This window comes from Neisseria sp. P0022.S009, from assembly GCF_051956675.1.
Classification (GTDB): domain Bacteria; phylum Pseudomonadota; class Gammaproteobacteria; order Burkholderiales; family Neisseriaceae; genus Neisseria.
Window position 1 is genome coordinate 286626 of the sequence record NZ_JBQCXE010000003.1, and the last position, 14785, is coordinate 301410.

Consider the following 14785-nt stretch of genomic DNA (forward strand, 5'->3'; position numbering starts at 1 on the left):
GAAAAGGTGGCAAAATATAGAAAAGGCCGTCTGAATCCTATTTTCAGACGGCCTTGAAGCTTTTAGGCGGCTGCCAAATGCAAGAGTTCGGCGGCATGGCTGCGTGTGGTATCGGTAATGATTTCGCCACCCAGCATACGCGCAATTTCCTCAATGCGCTGATGATGGTTCAAGACGCTGATTTCGCTAACGGTTTGTTCGCCTTCGCTATGCTTGCGCACCTGCCAATGGTTTTCACCGCAAGAGGCGACTTGAGGAAGATGGGTTACCGCCAAGACTTGATGTTTTTTACCTAAGGCACGCAAAGCTTTACCGACCATTTCAGCAACACCGCCACCAATACCGGTATCCACTTCGTCAAAAATCAATGTCGGCACTTGCGTGTATTGGCTGGCAACCACTTGCAAAGCCAAGCTGATACGCGCCAATTCGCCGCCGGAAGCCACTTTGTTCAAAGGACGGGACGGATTGCCTTTATTCGCTGCCACTTGGAATTGCACCTGTTCCAGACCATGCGCGGTCGGCGAAGACGGCAACAAGACGATGTCAAAACGTGCGCCTTTCATGGCCAAATGTTGCATATGCTCGGTGGTCTCTTCACCCAAACGGCCGGCTGCCTGATGGCGCATGGCAGAGAGAATATGCGCGGCTTCATGGTATTCGGCAAGATTGCGTGCGACTGCATTTTCCAAGGCTTCCAAATCAGCAGCCGCGTGCAGGTTTTGCAAGCGCTCGTCGATTTCCGCCAACTTTTGCGGCAACTCTTCCGGCTCAATGCGGTATTTGCGCGCCATACTCATCAATTCGCCCATACGGCTTTCTTGTGCGGCCAATTCATTAGGATCGATGTCGCTGCGACCAGCCACATCGCGCATATTGGCACTGATTTCACCCAATTCTGCTTCAATACTTGCCAACATATTCAGGCTCTCGGCAAAGCGCGGCTCAATGTTTTGCAGATTGCCCAGCAGTTTTTGGCATTGATAGATTTGACGTTGGATGCCGTTGTCTCCGTCTATACTGTCGCCCACCTGCTCGGCGGTTTGCAGCAATTCGGCCGAATGCGCCAGGCTGTCATGGCTTTGGCTTAAGGTTTCCCATTCGTTGGGTTTGAGCTCCAATTGGTTCAATTCATTAAACTGCCATTCCAAACGCTCGCGTTCGATGGCCATGGTTTCTGCCTGCTCTTGTGCTTCTTGCAGTGCCTTTTTCGCATTGACCCAATTTTGATAAAGCTGTTTGACCGTTTCTGCCTGCTCTTTGCTGCCGGCAAATGCGTCCAACAACTCGCGTTGCGCAGACTCTTGATTCAACGAATGATGGGCATTTTGGCCGTGAATATCGATTAACTGCTCGCCAATGGCCTTCAGCTGCGCCAATGTTACTGCCTGATTATTGATATAACTGCGGCTTTTACCCTTGGCATCGATAATACGGCGGATGCTGAGCTCTTCCGCATCTTCTTCCAAAAGGCCTTGCTCCTGCAGCTGCGCTTTCAGTTCAGACAAACCGCTGATGTCGAACAAAGCCGACAACTGCGCTTCTTTGGCACCGCTGCGCACTTGGCTGTAATCGGCTTTATCGCCCAACAACAGGCCAATTGCATCCAGAGTAATCGATTTGCCTGCGCCGGTCTCGCCCGTCAATACGGTAAAGCCGTTTTGAAAATCAAGATTCAGGTTTTCAACAATGACAAAATCACGCAAAGAAAGTGCCAACAGCATTGCAGTATTCCTTAGTAAATTACCCGCAACCATGCGGAATAGCTTTAGATAAGCTGATTATAACTAAGATTTTTTATAGTTTAAATCAGATTTTTCTTATGATTTATCTAAGATATTTATTTTAAACAAATTATTTTTTAAGAAACTGCTAAACGCACCACGCCATATTGTTACCCTGGCTGGCTTATTCAATGATATAAAGCGTTCATTTAATACTATAAAACGCTAGAATAACTAACACAAAGGCCGTCTGAAACACAATTATTTCAGACGGCCTTTACATTCAAATCAGTTAATCAGTCTGCTTCCTGATTCTACTGCTTCTTCAGCCTCCTCATCGCCTGTCGGCGGCGTTTCCATCAAATCAGGCAACACCAGCTCGCCCAATTCAGTCAGTGGCGGCAATTCTTCCAAACTTTCCAAACGCAAATCGCTTAAGAATGCTGCCGTTGTTGCCCACAATGCCGGACGGCCGACAGAATCACGGTGGCCGATGACTTCAATCCAGCCCCTATCCTGCAAGGTTTGCATGACATTTTGCGACACCGCCACGCCGCGTATGCCTTCGATATCGCCACGCGTTACCGGTTGCTGATAGGCAATAATCGCCAGCGTTTCCATCACGGCGCGGGAATAACGCGGCGCGCGCTGCTCTTGCAGGCTGCCCAGTCGTTCAAACGCGGCTTGGGCGATTTGGAAGCGCCAGCCCTCATGGGTATGCACCAGTTGCAAAGCCCTGTCCTGCCAGCGAGCCTTCAGTTGCGCCAACACATCAATCAGCTTGTCTTGCGACAACGGCGGCACGCACAATTCGCGCATGGCTTTTTCGTTTAAGGGTTCGACTTGTGTCAACAGCGCCGCTTCAATCAGCGCATCGGGAGAAAGTTTTTCAGTCATAATAAAATCAATGTTCAGACAGCATAAATAGCCAAAGGCCGTCTGAAATACAATATAGTCAACAGTTTGTTATGCACTCAAATGCGCTTTCAGTTTTTCCTCGTCCAAAAACCAATGGCAAATTTCGGTATCGCCATCCAGCAAAACAGGCACCAGCTCATTGTACTTTTCTTCTAAAACCGGATCGGCATCGACATCAACAATATCCAGTTCAAATCCAAACTGCTCCTGATAAGGCTTTAATTGTTCGCGCATTTTGTGGCACAGGCTGCAATATTCCCGAAACATCAAGGTCAGTTTCATGGCGGTTACTCTCGGAGGGACAAAAGCGGCCATTGTATAGCAAAATGCCGCCAAACCATACAGGCATAACAAAGGCCGTCTGAACAGGCGCGAGATAACGCCTTCAGACGGCCTTTGTGTGTATTCTGAAATTAAGACTGAACGTTAATACCTGCAGTCACGGTATTTTGGGCACTGCTTGCTGTCAAAAACGATGCAGCCAATTCGCCGCAGCAACCGCAACAAGTCGCCACGCCCAATTGAGCCTGCAAATCGCTCATGGTGGTTGCACCGGCGGCGATGGTCTCTTTGATGTCGTGGTCAGTAATGGCGTTGCAGATGCAGACAAACATGATGTGCTCCAATAATTTTGTTACCCTCTGTAATTGAGAGTAGGATTTATTCTTGAACGTAAATATAAATAAAAACGGTTTGCATTGCAATATTGGCACTGTCCTTTTGTTTTGAAATTTTTCTATGAAATTTTATATTATGATTGATATTTTATAATTTTAAATTTTGATAACCTTTCAGACGGCCTCAATAACAAAAAGCGGCATCTTCGAGATGCCGCCTTTATTTATGAACGGGAATGGTGTTCATCGACCATGTTTTTCAAACGGATATTGGCAACATGGGTATAAATCTGCGTGGTGTTGATATCGGAATGTCCCAACATCATCTGGACCGAACGCAAATCGACGCCGTGATTGACCAAATGCGTGGCAAAAGCATGGCGCAAACCGTGTGGGCTGAGCGAAGCAATACCGGCCGCTTCGGCATATTCTTTGACTATCATCCATGCAAGCTGACGGCTGATGCCGCTGCGTTTCTGGCTGACAAATACTTCGTCGCAAATTTTGTTTTTCAGCAACAACGGACGCGATTCGTTGCAATAGCGTTCCACCCAATATGCCGCTTCCTGTCCCAACGGAACCAGACGCAATTTGTCGCCCTTGCCTATGGTACGGATACTGCCGCGATGTAAATCGATATCGCTGAGCGTCAATTTGACGGCTTCGGTCACGCGCAAACCTGTTGCATACATGACTTCAAGCAAGGCTTTGTCGCGCAGTCCATGCGGCGTTTCCACATCCGGCGCAGCCAGCAGTGCGTCGATTTGGGCTTCGGTAATCAGCGTGGGCAGTTTGCGTTCCGATTTCGGCGCCTTGAGAAAACGGGTGGGATTGTCTGCTCTTTGGCCTGTTTCTTCCAACCAGCCGTACATACGCTTGCAAGCCGACAATGCCCGCGCTTGGGACGTGCTTTTTTCCCCCTCCGCATACACGGCATCAGACAGGGCAAATTCATCAGCACTCAACCAATCCTGCCCGCACTCGGCCAAACGCTCTGCGATTTTAACCAAATCACGGCGGTAACTTTGCAGCGTATTGTGGCTGAGCCGGTCTTGCAGCCAAAGGGATTCAAGCAGCTTGTCTATTAAATCGTCCATACTCATCAAACTGTATTGAAAGGCCGTCTGAACGGCATAACTTTACATCCGTTCAGACGGCCTTAGGTTTTCAAAGCCCTATTTAAGAGGCTTGAGAGATTGTATCCAAAACTTCCTGCGCGTGTCCGGCCACTTTGACTTTGCGCCACTCATGGGCAATTTCGCCGTTTTCGTCCAACACAAACGTGCTGCGCTCAATGCCGAGGGATTCTTTGCCGTAAAGCTTTTTCAGCTTGATCACGTCAAACAGTTTGCAGACGGTTTCTTCTTTATCGCTCAACAATTCAAACTGGAAGCCTTGTTTAGCGCAGAAATTCTGATGCGATTTAACGCCGTCACGCGAAATACCGACAACGGTATAGCCCAATGCTTTGAATTGTTCCAATCGGGCATTGAAATCCAAGCCTTCGGTGGTACAGCCGGGCGTGTTGTCTTTAGGATAAAAATAGACAACCAACGGCAAATGTTCGGCGGAGTTAAAATCGCTACCGGAAGAAGATGGGAGTGTGAATTGATATTTTGACATATTATTCCTTTCAGACGGCCTAAACCTAGCCTTCGTTTATTTTTCGCTTAAATTCAAATAACTGCGCGTACCTTGAAAATCTTCCAATGCGCGCAACAAAAGCTGGAAGTGGTCGTCATTGCCGGCCAAATCCAACTCATCGGCATTGACGGTCAGCAAAGGCGCGCTTTGATACAAATGGAAGAAATGGCTGTATTCGTCATGCACCCGTCCCAAATAGCCTTCGGGAAACAAGCTGATGATACCCTCTTGACGTTTTTGCAGGCGTTTGCGGTTGTTTTCGACAGCGGTTTGCAGATAAATCACCACATCAGGTTCCGCGTATTGCGGCAAAATGCGTTGCTTTATATCAGCAAAAAGCTGCCGCTCGTCATCATTCAAAACGATGGGCGTAAAAATGCGGTCTTTTTCCGGCAGAAAATCAGCCACAACCATTCCACCTTGTGCGCAATGATCTTCAATAATATTCACGCTTTCAGCGCGGCGCGTCAGGAAGAAAAGCTCGGCGGCCAAGCCATTATTGGAAACATTGCTGTAAAACTTCATGAGAAACGGATTGTGATCCGGATTCTCCGACAACAGCAACGCGCTGAAATGCTCTGCCAAGCGGCGGCTCAAAGCAGTCTTGCCGCTACCGATGGCGCCTTCGACAACAATATAACGAGGATTCATAGTAACTCTTTGTAATGTGTTTCCCAACAATATTTTATAGCAAAAAAGGCGTGTCCAACACGCCCTTTCTTGTTTCAGCCTGTTTTTCAGACGGCCCTTATTCTTTTAACAGGCAAATCCCCTGCCCGCCCAAAGCCTGAGCCAAATCAGCCGCACGGCCATGCTCGCCCAACTCGAAATCCGGAAGAATTTCGGCCAACGGCAACATCACGAAACTGCGCTCATGCGCGCGCGGATGCGGCAAGGTCAGATGCGGATCATCGCTGCGGATACCGTCAAAATCGATGATGTCCAAATCCAAGGTGCGCGGCGCATTACGGAAGCTACGCTCTCGCCCAAATTCCGCCTCGATGCGGTTTAACTCCGCCAACAGCGCCACGCCGTCCAATGAAGTTTTCACGGCACACACGGCGTTCACAAAATCGGGCTGATTGTCATAGCCGACCGGCGCAGTCAGATACAGGGAAGAAGCCTTTTCGAGCCGGATATGCGGATGCGCGTCCAATTCGGCCAAAGCGGCGCGCACCTGTTCGGCAGGATTGGCAAGATTGCTGCCCAAAGCGACAACGGCAAAATGCGGATACATTTCAGACGGCCTCTTTTAAAACGGCAGTGTTTTGGTTTTGGCAAGGAAAACAATCGTGGCAACACACGACATGGCCAAAATATAGACGATATAGAATTTCGGCGAACGCGGACGCGAACGCATCATAATCATGCCCAACACAATATAAACCAGCAACAGCAGGATTTTCATGCCGAGCCACGGCGCATTGAACGGCGAAAAATGGGTAATCTTCATCAGCCACAAGCCGGTAAACAGCAACATGGTGTCGTTCAAATGCGGCATGGCTTTCCAAATGCCTGCCAACGGTTTTTCAGGATGACGCCAAAGCATGAAAAAGCGGATGTTAAACAGCAAAATGGTAATGGTTACAAAAATCTGGTGGCTGTATTTGACAAACAGGTATTGCATAACAGTTTCTTGTCGGTAGAAGGAATGAAAGCAGCTATTTTACCGCAAACATCTATTTCTGACGCAACTTTTCAACCGCCAGCAGATAGGGCGGCGCATTGCGGCGGTTGACAAAGCCATAGCGCAACACGGCAAAAGCTTCCTGTGGCAAAGTTTCCGCCCATTGTACAATCGCCTCAGCTTCTATTCGGCCGGCTTCATGCCCCGGATACAATACCGCCACGGCAAGCCCGCCCTCTTTCAGCAAATCCAAAGTATCCGTCAGTGCACGGATGCTGCTTGCCGCTTCAGTCGTACAGCTTTTATCGCCGCCCGGCAGCCAACCAAAATTAAATACCGCGGCATCTAAAGGCTCGTCGATATAAGATAAAAGGTTTTCATGGCCGTCATGTATCAGGGCTACCCGACCATCTACGCCGTTTTCTTTCAGACGGCCTTGAGTCTGCGCCAGTGCTTTGGGTTGCACATCAAACGCCCACACCCTACCCGTCTCGCCAACCAATTGCGCCAACAGCAAAGTATCATGTCCGTTTCCAGCCGTCGCATCCAAAGCGCGGCCGCCTGCTTTTAAGGCTTGTCGTAACAGGGAGTGGGCAAAGGGAAGAATGTTTTCAAGCAGCATGATAAAGATCGTCTGAAAATAAAAATACCCTACCGCAAAAGCGGTAAGGTATTGAAAAACAGGAATGCGTTACATCATTTATTCGGCAGGTTGCTGCACAGTCTCAACTTGAACCGGAGCAGCTGCGGCAGCGGCTTGAGGTTGTTTGTTTTCGTGTTGCAGGCTGACTGCGCGTGCAGGAACGATTGTTGAGATAGCGTGTTTGTAAACCATTTGAGTGACGGAAGTATTACGCAACAGAACAACGTACTGGTCAAATGATTCCACTTGGCCTTGCAGCTTGATGCCGTTTACCAAGTAGATTGAAACCGGAACGTGCTCTTTACGCAACGCATTCAAAAAAGGATCTTGTAACATTTGTCCTTTAGCTGTCATATTCTTGAGCTCCATTATTATGATTGTAAAGACACCAAAATCGGCGTTTGATGGGATTGTAGCCCTGAATAGAATAAATTACCAACTATTTTTTTCTATCACACCGTTTTGAATTCCGGCAATAAAGGAAGTTCACAACAAACCGACTGTTTCGTTTTCATCTTCACAACCTTTCCCAACCTTGATTTTATGTATTTTGATTCCGATAAATTCAATCGATAAATATCATGAAACATGAATAACTTACATTCCATCATAAAAGGCCGTCTGAAATTGTCCAGACGGCCTTTATGCTTATTTGCTGAATTGTTTTTTCACGCTGACTTTGGTTTTCTTCTTGAAGCGGTTTTTCTCTTCCTTGCGGCCCTCGCGTTTCTCAATACGGTTGCTCAGGCTGACACGGCGCAGCGGTTTTTTCTTCGGTTTGTCTTCCGCATTTTCATACGGGTTTTCCGAAACATTGTATTGAATTCTGAGCGGTGTACCTTGCAGATTGAAGGCTTTGCGGAATGTTTGGGTTAGATAGCGCGTGTAGCTGTCAGAAATGGCGTGCAGCGAATTACCGTGTACCACAATCACCGGCGGATTCATGCCGCCTTGGTGGGCATAGCGCATTTTCGGACGCACCAAACCTGCACGCGGCGGCTGTTGACGTTCAATCGCGCTTTGCAGGACACGCGTGATTTTCGGCGTCGGCATCTTAATCATTGCCGCATTATAGGCAGCCTGAATGCTTTCAAACAAACCGTCTATACCGCGCTCTTTCAACGCGGAAATAAAGTGAAACTTAGCAAAATCAAGGAAATACAGTTTGCGGTTGATATCGCGTTTCACTTGCTCGCGCCGCTCTTCGCTGATGCCGTCCCATTTATTGACCGCCACCACCAAAGCACGGCCTGCTTCCAAAGCAAAACCTGCAATCGTCGCATCTTGATCGGCGATATCTTGTTGCGCATCCAACACCAAAACAGCAACGTTTGCCGCCTCAACCGCCTGCATGGCTTTGATAACGGAGAACTTTTCCACCGCTTCATCCACTTTGCCGCGACGGCGCACACCTGCGGTATCGATGATGGTAAACGGTTTACCTTCGCGTTCAAAATCGATATGGATACTGTCGCGCGTCGTGCCTGCCATATCGAAGGCAATCACACGTTCTTCGCCAAGGATGGCGTTTACCAAGGTTGATTTACCGACATTTGGACGGCCGATTACAGCAAAAACAGGATGTTTCGCTTCTTCCTCTTCCTTTTCAGGCTCAGGGAAGGTTTCCAAAATATCTTCAATCAGATAATACACGCCATCGCCGTGCGCACCTGAAATAACATAAGGGTCGCCCAGGGCAAGTTCGTAGAACTCGGCGGCAAGCACGGCCCTATTGCCGCCCTCGCCCTTATTCACCGCCAAATAAACGGGACGCGGGCTTTGACGCAAACGGTCGGCAATAATTTTGTCTTGCGGCGTCAAACCGGTGCGGCCATCCACCAAAAACACAACCGCATCAGCTTCATCGACAGCCTGCAAGGTCTGTTTCGCCATTTCGTGCAAAATGCCGCTGTCCACAACCGGCTCAAAACCGCCGGTATCGATGACCAAATAAGGTTTGCTGCCGACTTTGCCATGACCGTAATGTCGGTCACGCGTCAGGCCGGGCAAGTCATGCACGAGCGCGTCTTTGGTACGCGTCAAACGGTTGAATAAAGTAGATTTGCCGACATTGGGGCGGCCGACAAGCGCGATGGTTGGTTTCATGATGGAGTCTTTCTGTGTCAAGTGCCGCCTAAAAACGGGAGCGGAACACAAGCAGGTGTTTTAAAAACACGGTTGATAAGGATAAGTGTAGGCCGTCTGAAAAGTCATGGCAACTTCAGACGGCCTTGATTTTAAAAAAACTTATTTCAAGCTGTCGATTTTCATTTGCAGCAATTCGCGGCCCACGGCAGTTTGCGGCAATTTACTCAAAGCAGCTTCGTAGCTTTGTACGGCTTCTTTGGTTTTATTTTGGGCAACGTAAACATCGCCTTTGGTTTCCAGCATCAAAGGCTCGAAATCAGCCTCAACCTGAGTATTCAGGGCATTGATGGCGGCATCGTATTTTTTTTGCTGCAACAGGACAACGCCCAAACGCTGGGCTGCCAAAGCTTGAACTAGCGGTGCGTTTTGGTTTTTCAGTACCCAATTCAAATGACCTTCCGCCACATCATAACGGCCGGCATCAAACTCTGTCGCCGCTACCATCAAGGTAGCTTGGGCTGTCGAAATGGAATCAGGATAGTTTTTTTGCAATTCAGCCAAATCGGCGTTGATGGCTTTGGGGTCGGTTTTTTGCTGCGCCTTTTCCACCATTTGCGCCAATACAGCGGCGGCTTCCTGATCTTTTAAAGCTTTTTGGCCTTGGTAAATGGTGTAACCCAAATATCCCAAAGCCGCCACGATCAGCAAGGCAAAGATCCAACGGCCGGTGCGTTTCCAAAAATATTTAAAGTTGTCTAACTCTTGTTGTTCTTCCAAATGGGCTGCCATTTATGCGTTCTTCCATTGTTGTAAAGTGTCTGTCAAATCAGCGGCGGCAACGGTTTTCTGTTCGTGTTTGCCCTGCATATCTTTCAGGGTAACCGTACCGTTTGCCAGCTCATCCTGAGCCACAATCAGGGCAAAGCGTGCGCCACTGTTGTCTGCTTTTTTCATTTGCGCTTTCAGGCTTTGATAGCCGGAATGCTGCATCACATTGAAACCTTGTGCGCGTAAGGCTTGCGCGTATTTCATCACCTGCAAGTCCGCACCTTCGCCTTGGTGCATTGCATAGACATCAGGCGCAGCGTTCACTTCCAGCGAGCCGTATTCACTCACCAAAAGCAGCAAGCGCTCAATACCCATCGCAAAGCCAATAGACGGCGCAGGTTTGCCGCCAAGTTCTTCAATCAAACCATCGTAACGGCCGCCACCGCACACAGTCGCCTGCGCGCCGAGTTTGTCGGTCGTCCACTCAAAAACCGTCTGATTGTAGTAATCCAAACCGCGTACCAAGCGCGGATTTTCAACATATTGGATACCCAAACCGTCCAACATCGCCTTGAAGCGTGCATAGTGGTTTTGCGAAGCCTCGCCCAAGTAATCCACCAAACGCGGCGCCGCGTTGCAGATTTCCTGCAAATCAGGGTTTTTCGTATCCAAAACGCGCAAAGGATTGGTTTTCAGACGGCGTTTGCTGTCTTCGTCCAGTTGCGCCTCATAGCGGGTCAAATATTCAACCAATGCCGCACGGTGTGCCGCGCGTTCCTCACGGTTACCCAAGCTATTGATTTCCAAAGTCAGGTATTCGCGAATGCCCAATTTTTCCCACAAATCGGCTGACATCGCGATGATTTCCGCATCGATATCCGGCCCTTCAAAACCCAAAGCCTCGATACCGACCTGATGGAACTGACGATAACGGCCTTTTTGCGGACGCTCGCGGCGGAACATCGGCCCCATATACCACAGCTTTTGCGGGCTGTTGTACAGAAGGTTGTGTTCGACCACCGCACGCAGACAAGAAGCCGTACCTTCAGGACGCAGGCTCAAACTCAAAGAATCGTTTGAATCAGAGAAGGTGTACATTTCCTTGCCGACCACATCGGTTTCCTCGCCGATGGAGCGGACAAACAAACCGGTTTGCTCGACAATCGGCGTACGGATTTGCTGATAGCCGTAAGCGCGTGTCCAACAACTAACCGTATCTTCAAACGCCTGCCAAAACGCAGCCGTCAGTTTGAAATCTTTTTGTTCGACAGGTAAAAGGTCGTTCATACCTTTTACAGATTGAATTTTTTGTGCCATTTCAATATGGGATAAGCGAAAATCAAATAGTTGGGCATTATAGCTGATTTTTAAGGGTTTGTGAGGTTGGGAACAAATCAAAAGGCCGTCTGAAAATCGGTTTTCGCATTCAGACGGCCTGTAAGCAGATTACAGAATCATATTCAATGATTCCCATCCTTCCCCTGCCTTTCAACTTAAATTTCTTAAAAATATATTCAATATAGATTCAATGTCGTTATACTTAGATTCTTTTCATCTCATCCCTATGCACATCATGAAAACACTGCGCTCTCTTTTTGTTATCGGCTTGTTGACTACCAGCCTATCTTCTCAAGCGATGGCTGCAAATAACGCCACAAATAATCAAGCCAAAATAGATTTAGTCAAAAAGGTTTATCTGTCTAAAGTGGATTTAGGCTCTGAACACAAACGTATTACCACGCCTGAACTACAAAAAATCATCCGACAATTCAATAAATTTGACACTAATATCCGTAAGCAACCCGATATGGAGATGGGATGTGACATGCCGATACATTACTACTTGGGATTTGGTCAGGATCATCCTGACAACTTCCATAAAACCTTGCAAGTCAAGGTCACTTCTCCCCATACCGTCCGGGCAACATTTAAACAATTTGACGGCCATAGAGTCGGTGCAGATTTCACGTTAAAATGTATAGAAGACCGTTGTTTGATAGATGATTTTAAGATGATTGGCGATCAAACCAGCATCAAAACTGATTATAAACTTGTTTTACGCAAACAAAAATGTGAGTGAGCCAACAAAACAAAAGGGCTGTCTAAACAAATGGAGCAGCCCTTTGATTTTGTAATCAAGGTCGTGAAGGATGCGGATTTAAGCGTACAGGCGGTAAATTAGGTTTTCCGTATTGGGAAACAGCTTGTCTGCCTGAAGCAGCTTTCCCTGACTGCATAACGCCGCTATCGTTACGTATTGGATGTGCGGCATACTCGTCTTGATTTAATTGTGAAACTTCTTCATTTACTTCATGCTCTACCACAAGTTCATACTCATTATCGTATGCCTTATTCTTACCAAGCCGAACTTCCCCGCCCGCCATAGCGGACACGGAAAACGCGGATAACATGATGATTATGCAGATTTTTCTCTGCATAATATTCTCCTTTTCTTAGATATTGCTTCTTTATCATTTCTTCAATTCATGCCATAAAAGCAAGCTCAAACAAAACCAGTTTCTCTGCTCGTTTGAAGAATCTATTTAAACACAAAACCTGCATCAATACATATCTATTATTAGGAACTTATTTTCCATAAAAACAAGGCCATCTGAAAAAATCCTAAAAACCGAGTACAATCCGCCGCATGAAAAAACGTACCAATCCCCTACCCCTTTTAGACGGTGTCAAACCCAGTTATTTGGTTTTACCGCATGAAAAGCAATTTTACGGCTTGCCGCTGCTGCATTTTCTATGCGCTCATTTTCCCTTTGTCGGTGAAGAAAACTGGCGGCGGCGGCTGAATAGCGGTTTTGTGGTGGGCGCAGATGGCGTACCGTTTGATGAGAATACCTTGTTCGAACCCGGTAAGACGATGTTTTATTACCGTGAAACCAGCCGTGAGAGTGAGCCGCGTATTCCGTTTGAAGAAAAGATTTTGCATATTGATGAGCATTTGCTTGTAGTGGACAAACCGCATTTTCTGCCCGTCATCCCCAGCGGCAGGTTTTTGCGGGAAACGCTGCTCACGCGCCTGCGTTTGCGGTCGGAATTGCAGCATTTGAATGTTGAAGACATTACGCCGATTCATCGTTTGGACAAAGATACGGCAGGCGTTATGCTGCTTTCGCTCAACCCTGCCACGCGTCGCGATTATCAGACCATGTTCCAAGAAAAAACCGTCCGAAAAACTTATGAAGCGGTGGCGCCGACGCGGACGGATTTGGACTATCCGCTGGATATTTCGTCACGAATGGAACGCGGTGAAAAATTCTTCCTCACGCGCGAAACGGAAGGCGAACCCAACGCCCACACGACCATCGAGCTTATCGAAAACCGCGGCGCATTCAGCCTCTACCGCCTCACGCCGCATACCGGGAAGAAACACCAGCTGCGCGTGCATATGATGAGTTTGAACATGCCGCTGATGAACGATGCGCTTTACCCTACCCCATTGGCGGCCGGCGAGGAAGACTACGACAAACCTTTAAAACTTCTGGCCAAAAGAATTGAGTTCACCGATCCTGTCAGCGGAGAAATCCGCGTATTTGAAAGCGGTTTTGCGCTTTAAGTTATCCAATCCAATAAAAAAAAGGCCGTCTGAAAAGTTTCAGACGGCCTTTTTGTCACGGAATCATTTGATTAGTGATGAATGCAGCTGCACTCTTTGTTCATATCAATCACCATACGGCCGGTAATTTTACCTTCGCGCATTTCTTGGAAGATGGCAGGCGCTTCATCCAAAGCACGCAATTCGACTTTAGGTACAACCAAACCTTCTGCGCCGAATTGGAATGCTTCTTCCAAATCTTTGCGGGTACCGACCAGGGAGCCGACCACTTCGATGCCGTCCAATACCAAACGTGGGATAGACAAGTCCATAGACTCAGGTGGCAAGCCGACTGCAACAACACGACCGCCTGCGCGGACGCAGTTAACGCCTGAATTGAAGGCAGCAGCGGATACGGCTGTGACAACAGCTGCGTGTGCGCCGCCGGTTTTCTCTTGGATGACTTGAGCCGCATCTTCTTTGGCGGCATTGATTACCAAATCCGCACCGGTTTCTTTGGCAAAAGCCAGTTTGTCATCGTTGACGTCAACGGCAACAACGTGCGCGCCAAATACTTTTTTCGCGTATTGAACCGCCAAGTTACCCAAACCGCCTGCGCCGTAAATCGCAATCCATTGGCCCGGACGGACGCCGGAAACTTTAATGGCTTTATAAGTGGTCACACCGGCACAAGTAATGCTGGAAGCTTGCGCAGGATCCAAACCTTCAGGAACTTTGACCGCGTAATCGGCACTCACGATACAGTGGGTCGCCATGCCGCCGTCGGCAGTATAGCCTGCGTTCAATACAGAGCGGCACAAGGTTTCGCGGCCGGTATTGCAGTATTCGCAAGAACCGCAGCTTTGGAACAGCCATGCAATGCTGACACGGTCGCCGACTTTCAGATTTTTCACACCGTCGGCAACTTCTTTAACTAAACCGATGCCTTCGTGTCCCAACACGCGACCCGGTTTGTCGCCGTAATCGCCTGCCGCAACGTGCAAGTCGGTGTGGCACACACCGCAATACTCAACTTCCACCAACGCCTCGCCGTATTCCAGCGGACGCAGTTCGCGTTCAACAACTTCTACATCACCTGCTACATCTTTGTTTACTACCACAGCATGCATTTTCATGGAGTGTCTCCTAGAGTGTCGAAAAAACTGTTTAGCTATAAATGAGAATACTCCCCATGTTCGAAGCCGT

General features: G+C 48.2%; 18 protein-coding genes. 2 read left to right on the forward strand and 16 right to left on the reverse strand.

Features of this window, described 5'->3' with window-relative positions; translation table 11 throughout:
- Positions 1-62: 62 nt before the first annotated feature.
- The 14 genes from recN to hisS form a co-directional block, all read right to left on the reverse strand.
- Complete coding sequence (recN, locus tag ACTHUG_RS06475) at positions 63-1724, reverse strand: DNA repair protein RecN (RefSeq protein ID WP_070584322.1); 1662 nt, start codon at positions 1722-1724, stop codon at positions 63-65.
- A 288-nt stretch (positions 1725-2012) separates the two neighbouring features.
- A complete protein-coding gene (scpB, locus tag ACTHUG_RS06480; RefSeq protein ID WP_070713016.1) occupies positions 2013-2621 on the reverse strand; it encodes an SMC-Scp complex subunit ScpB in 609 nt (202 codons plus the stop codon).
- A gap of 69 nt (positions 2622-2690) precedes the next feature.
- Positions 2691-2924 (reverse strand): glutaredoxin family protein, encoded by a 234-nt coding sequence (locus ACTHUG_RS06485; protein WP_070461515.1) that lies wholly within the window; start codon positions 2922-2924, stop codon positions 2691-2693.
- A gap of 131 nt (positions 2925-3055) precedes the next feature.
- A complete protein-coding gene (locus tag ACTHUG_RS06490; protein ID WP_003681978.1) occupies positions 3056-3256 on the reverse strand; it encodes a (2Fe-2S)-binding protein in 201 nt (66 codons plus the stop codon).
- A 227-nt stretch (positions 3257-3483) separates the two neighbouring features.
- Entirely contained in the window at positions 3484-4362 is an 879-nt protein-coding gene (gene xerD / locus ACTHUG_RS06495) for a site-specific tyrosine recombinase XerD (protein ID WP_070713019.1), read from the reverse strand.
- A gap of 76 nt (positions 4363-4438) precedes the next feature.
- A complete protein-coding gene (locus ACTHUG_RS06500; protein WP_070713021.1) occupies positions 4439-4882 on the reverse strand; it encodes a peroxiredoxin in 444 nt (147 codons plus the stop codon).
- A 36-nt stretch (positions 4883-4918) separates the two neighbouring features.
- Positions 4919-5554, reverse strand: a complete 636-nt coding sequence (locus ACTHUG_RS06505) for a deoxynucleoside kinase (RefSeq protein WP_070838434.1) — start codon at positions 5552-5554, stop codon at positions 4919-4921.
- Between the two features lie 97 nt (positions 5555-5651).
- Positions 5652-6140 (reverse strand): 2-amino-4-hydroxy-6-hydroxymethyldihydropteridine diphosphokinase, encoded by a 489-nt coding sequence (gene folK, locus ACTHUG_RS06510; protein ID WP_440385648.1) that lies wholly within the window; start codon positions 6138-6140, stop codon positions 5652-5654.
- A 15-nt stretch (positions 6141-6155) separates the two neighbouring features.
- Entirely contained in the window at positions 6156-6530 is a 375-nt protein-coding gene (locus ACTHUG_RS06515) for a SirB2 family protein (RefSeq protein ID WP_036491806.1), read from the reverse strand.
- 52 nt (positions 6531-6582) lie between these two features.
- Complete coding sequence (locus ACTHUG_RS06520; RefSeq protein ID WP_440385647.1) at positions 6583-7152, reverse strand: class I SAM-dependent methyltransferase; 570 nt, start codon at positions 7150-7152, stop codon at positions 6583-6585.
- A 78-nt stretch (positions 7153-7230) separates the two neighbouring features.
- Positions 7231-7527 carry an RNA chaperone Hfq gene (gene hfq, locus ACTHUG_RS06525; RefSeq protein ID WP_036493792.1) on the reverse strand — a complete coding sequence of 99 codons (297 nt, stop codon included), beginning with the start codon at positions 7525-7527 and terminating at the stop codon, positions 7231-7233.
- 294 nt (positions 7528-7821) lie between these two features.
- Entirely contained in the window at positions 7822-9279 is a 1458-nt protein-coding gene (der, locus tag ACTHUG_RS06530) for a ribosome biogenesis GTPase Der (protein WP_049331367.1), read from the reverse strand.
- Positions 9280-9420: 141 nt separating this feature from the next.
- Positions 9421-10050, reverse strand: coding sequence for a YfgM family protein (locus ACTHUG_RS06535; RefSeq protein WP_440385646.1), 630 nt, complete (start codon positions 10048-10050; stop codon positions 9421-9423).
- Positions 10051-11346 (reverse strand): histidine--tRNA ligase, encoded by a 1296-nt coding sequence (gene hisS / locus ACTHUG_RS06540; protein ID WP_128582809.1) that lies wholly within the window; start codon positions 11344-11346, stop codon positions 10051-10053.
- Between the two features lie 256 nt (positions 11347-11602).
- Here hisS and ACTHUG_RS06545 point away from each other — a divergent pair, with 256 nt between their 5' ends.
- On the forward strand, positions 11603-12109 hold the full coding sequence (locus ACTHUG_RS06545) for a hypothetical protein (RefSeq protein ID WP_440385645.1): 507 nt from the start codon (positions 11603-11605) through the stop codon (positions 12107-12109).
- Positions 12110-12164: 55 nt separating this feature from the next.
- Here ACTHUG_RS06545 and ACTHUG_RS06550 read toward each other — a convergent pair whose 3' ends face one another.
- The gene (locus ACTHUG_RS06550) at positions 12165-12467 is read right to left on the reverse strand and encodes a hypothetical protein (RefSeq protein ID WP_440385644.1); all 303 of its coding nucleotides are present in this window, start codon (positions 12465-12467) and stop codon (positions 12165-12167) included.
- A gap of 209 nt (positions 12468-12676) precedes the next feature.
- Here ACTHUG_RS06550 and ACTHUG_RS06555 point away from each other — a divergent pair, with 209 nt between their 5' ends.
- A complete protein-coding gene (locus ACTHUG_RS06555) occupies positions 12677-13600 on the forward strand; it encodes an RluA family pseudouridine synthase (protein ID WP_440385643.1) in 924 nt (307 codons plus the stop codon).
- A gap of 71 nt (positions 13601-13671) precedes the next feature.
- On the opposite strand, the gene adhP is transcribed toward ACTHUG_RS06555, so the two are convergent.
- Positions 13672-14715 carry an alcohol dehydrogenase AdhP gene (gene adhP, locus ACTHUG_RS06560; protein ID WP_250614989.1) on the reverse strand — a complete coding sequence of 348 codons (1044 nt, stop codon included), beginning with the start codon at positions 14713-14715 and terminating at the stop codon, positions 13672-13674.
- Positions 14716-14785: the final 70 nt, after the last annotated feature.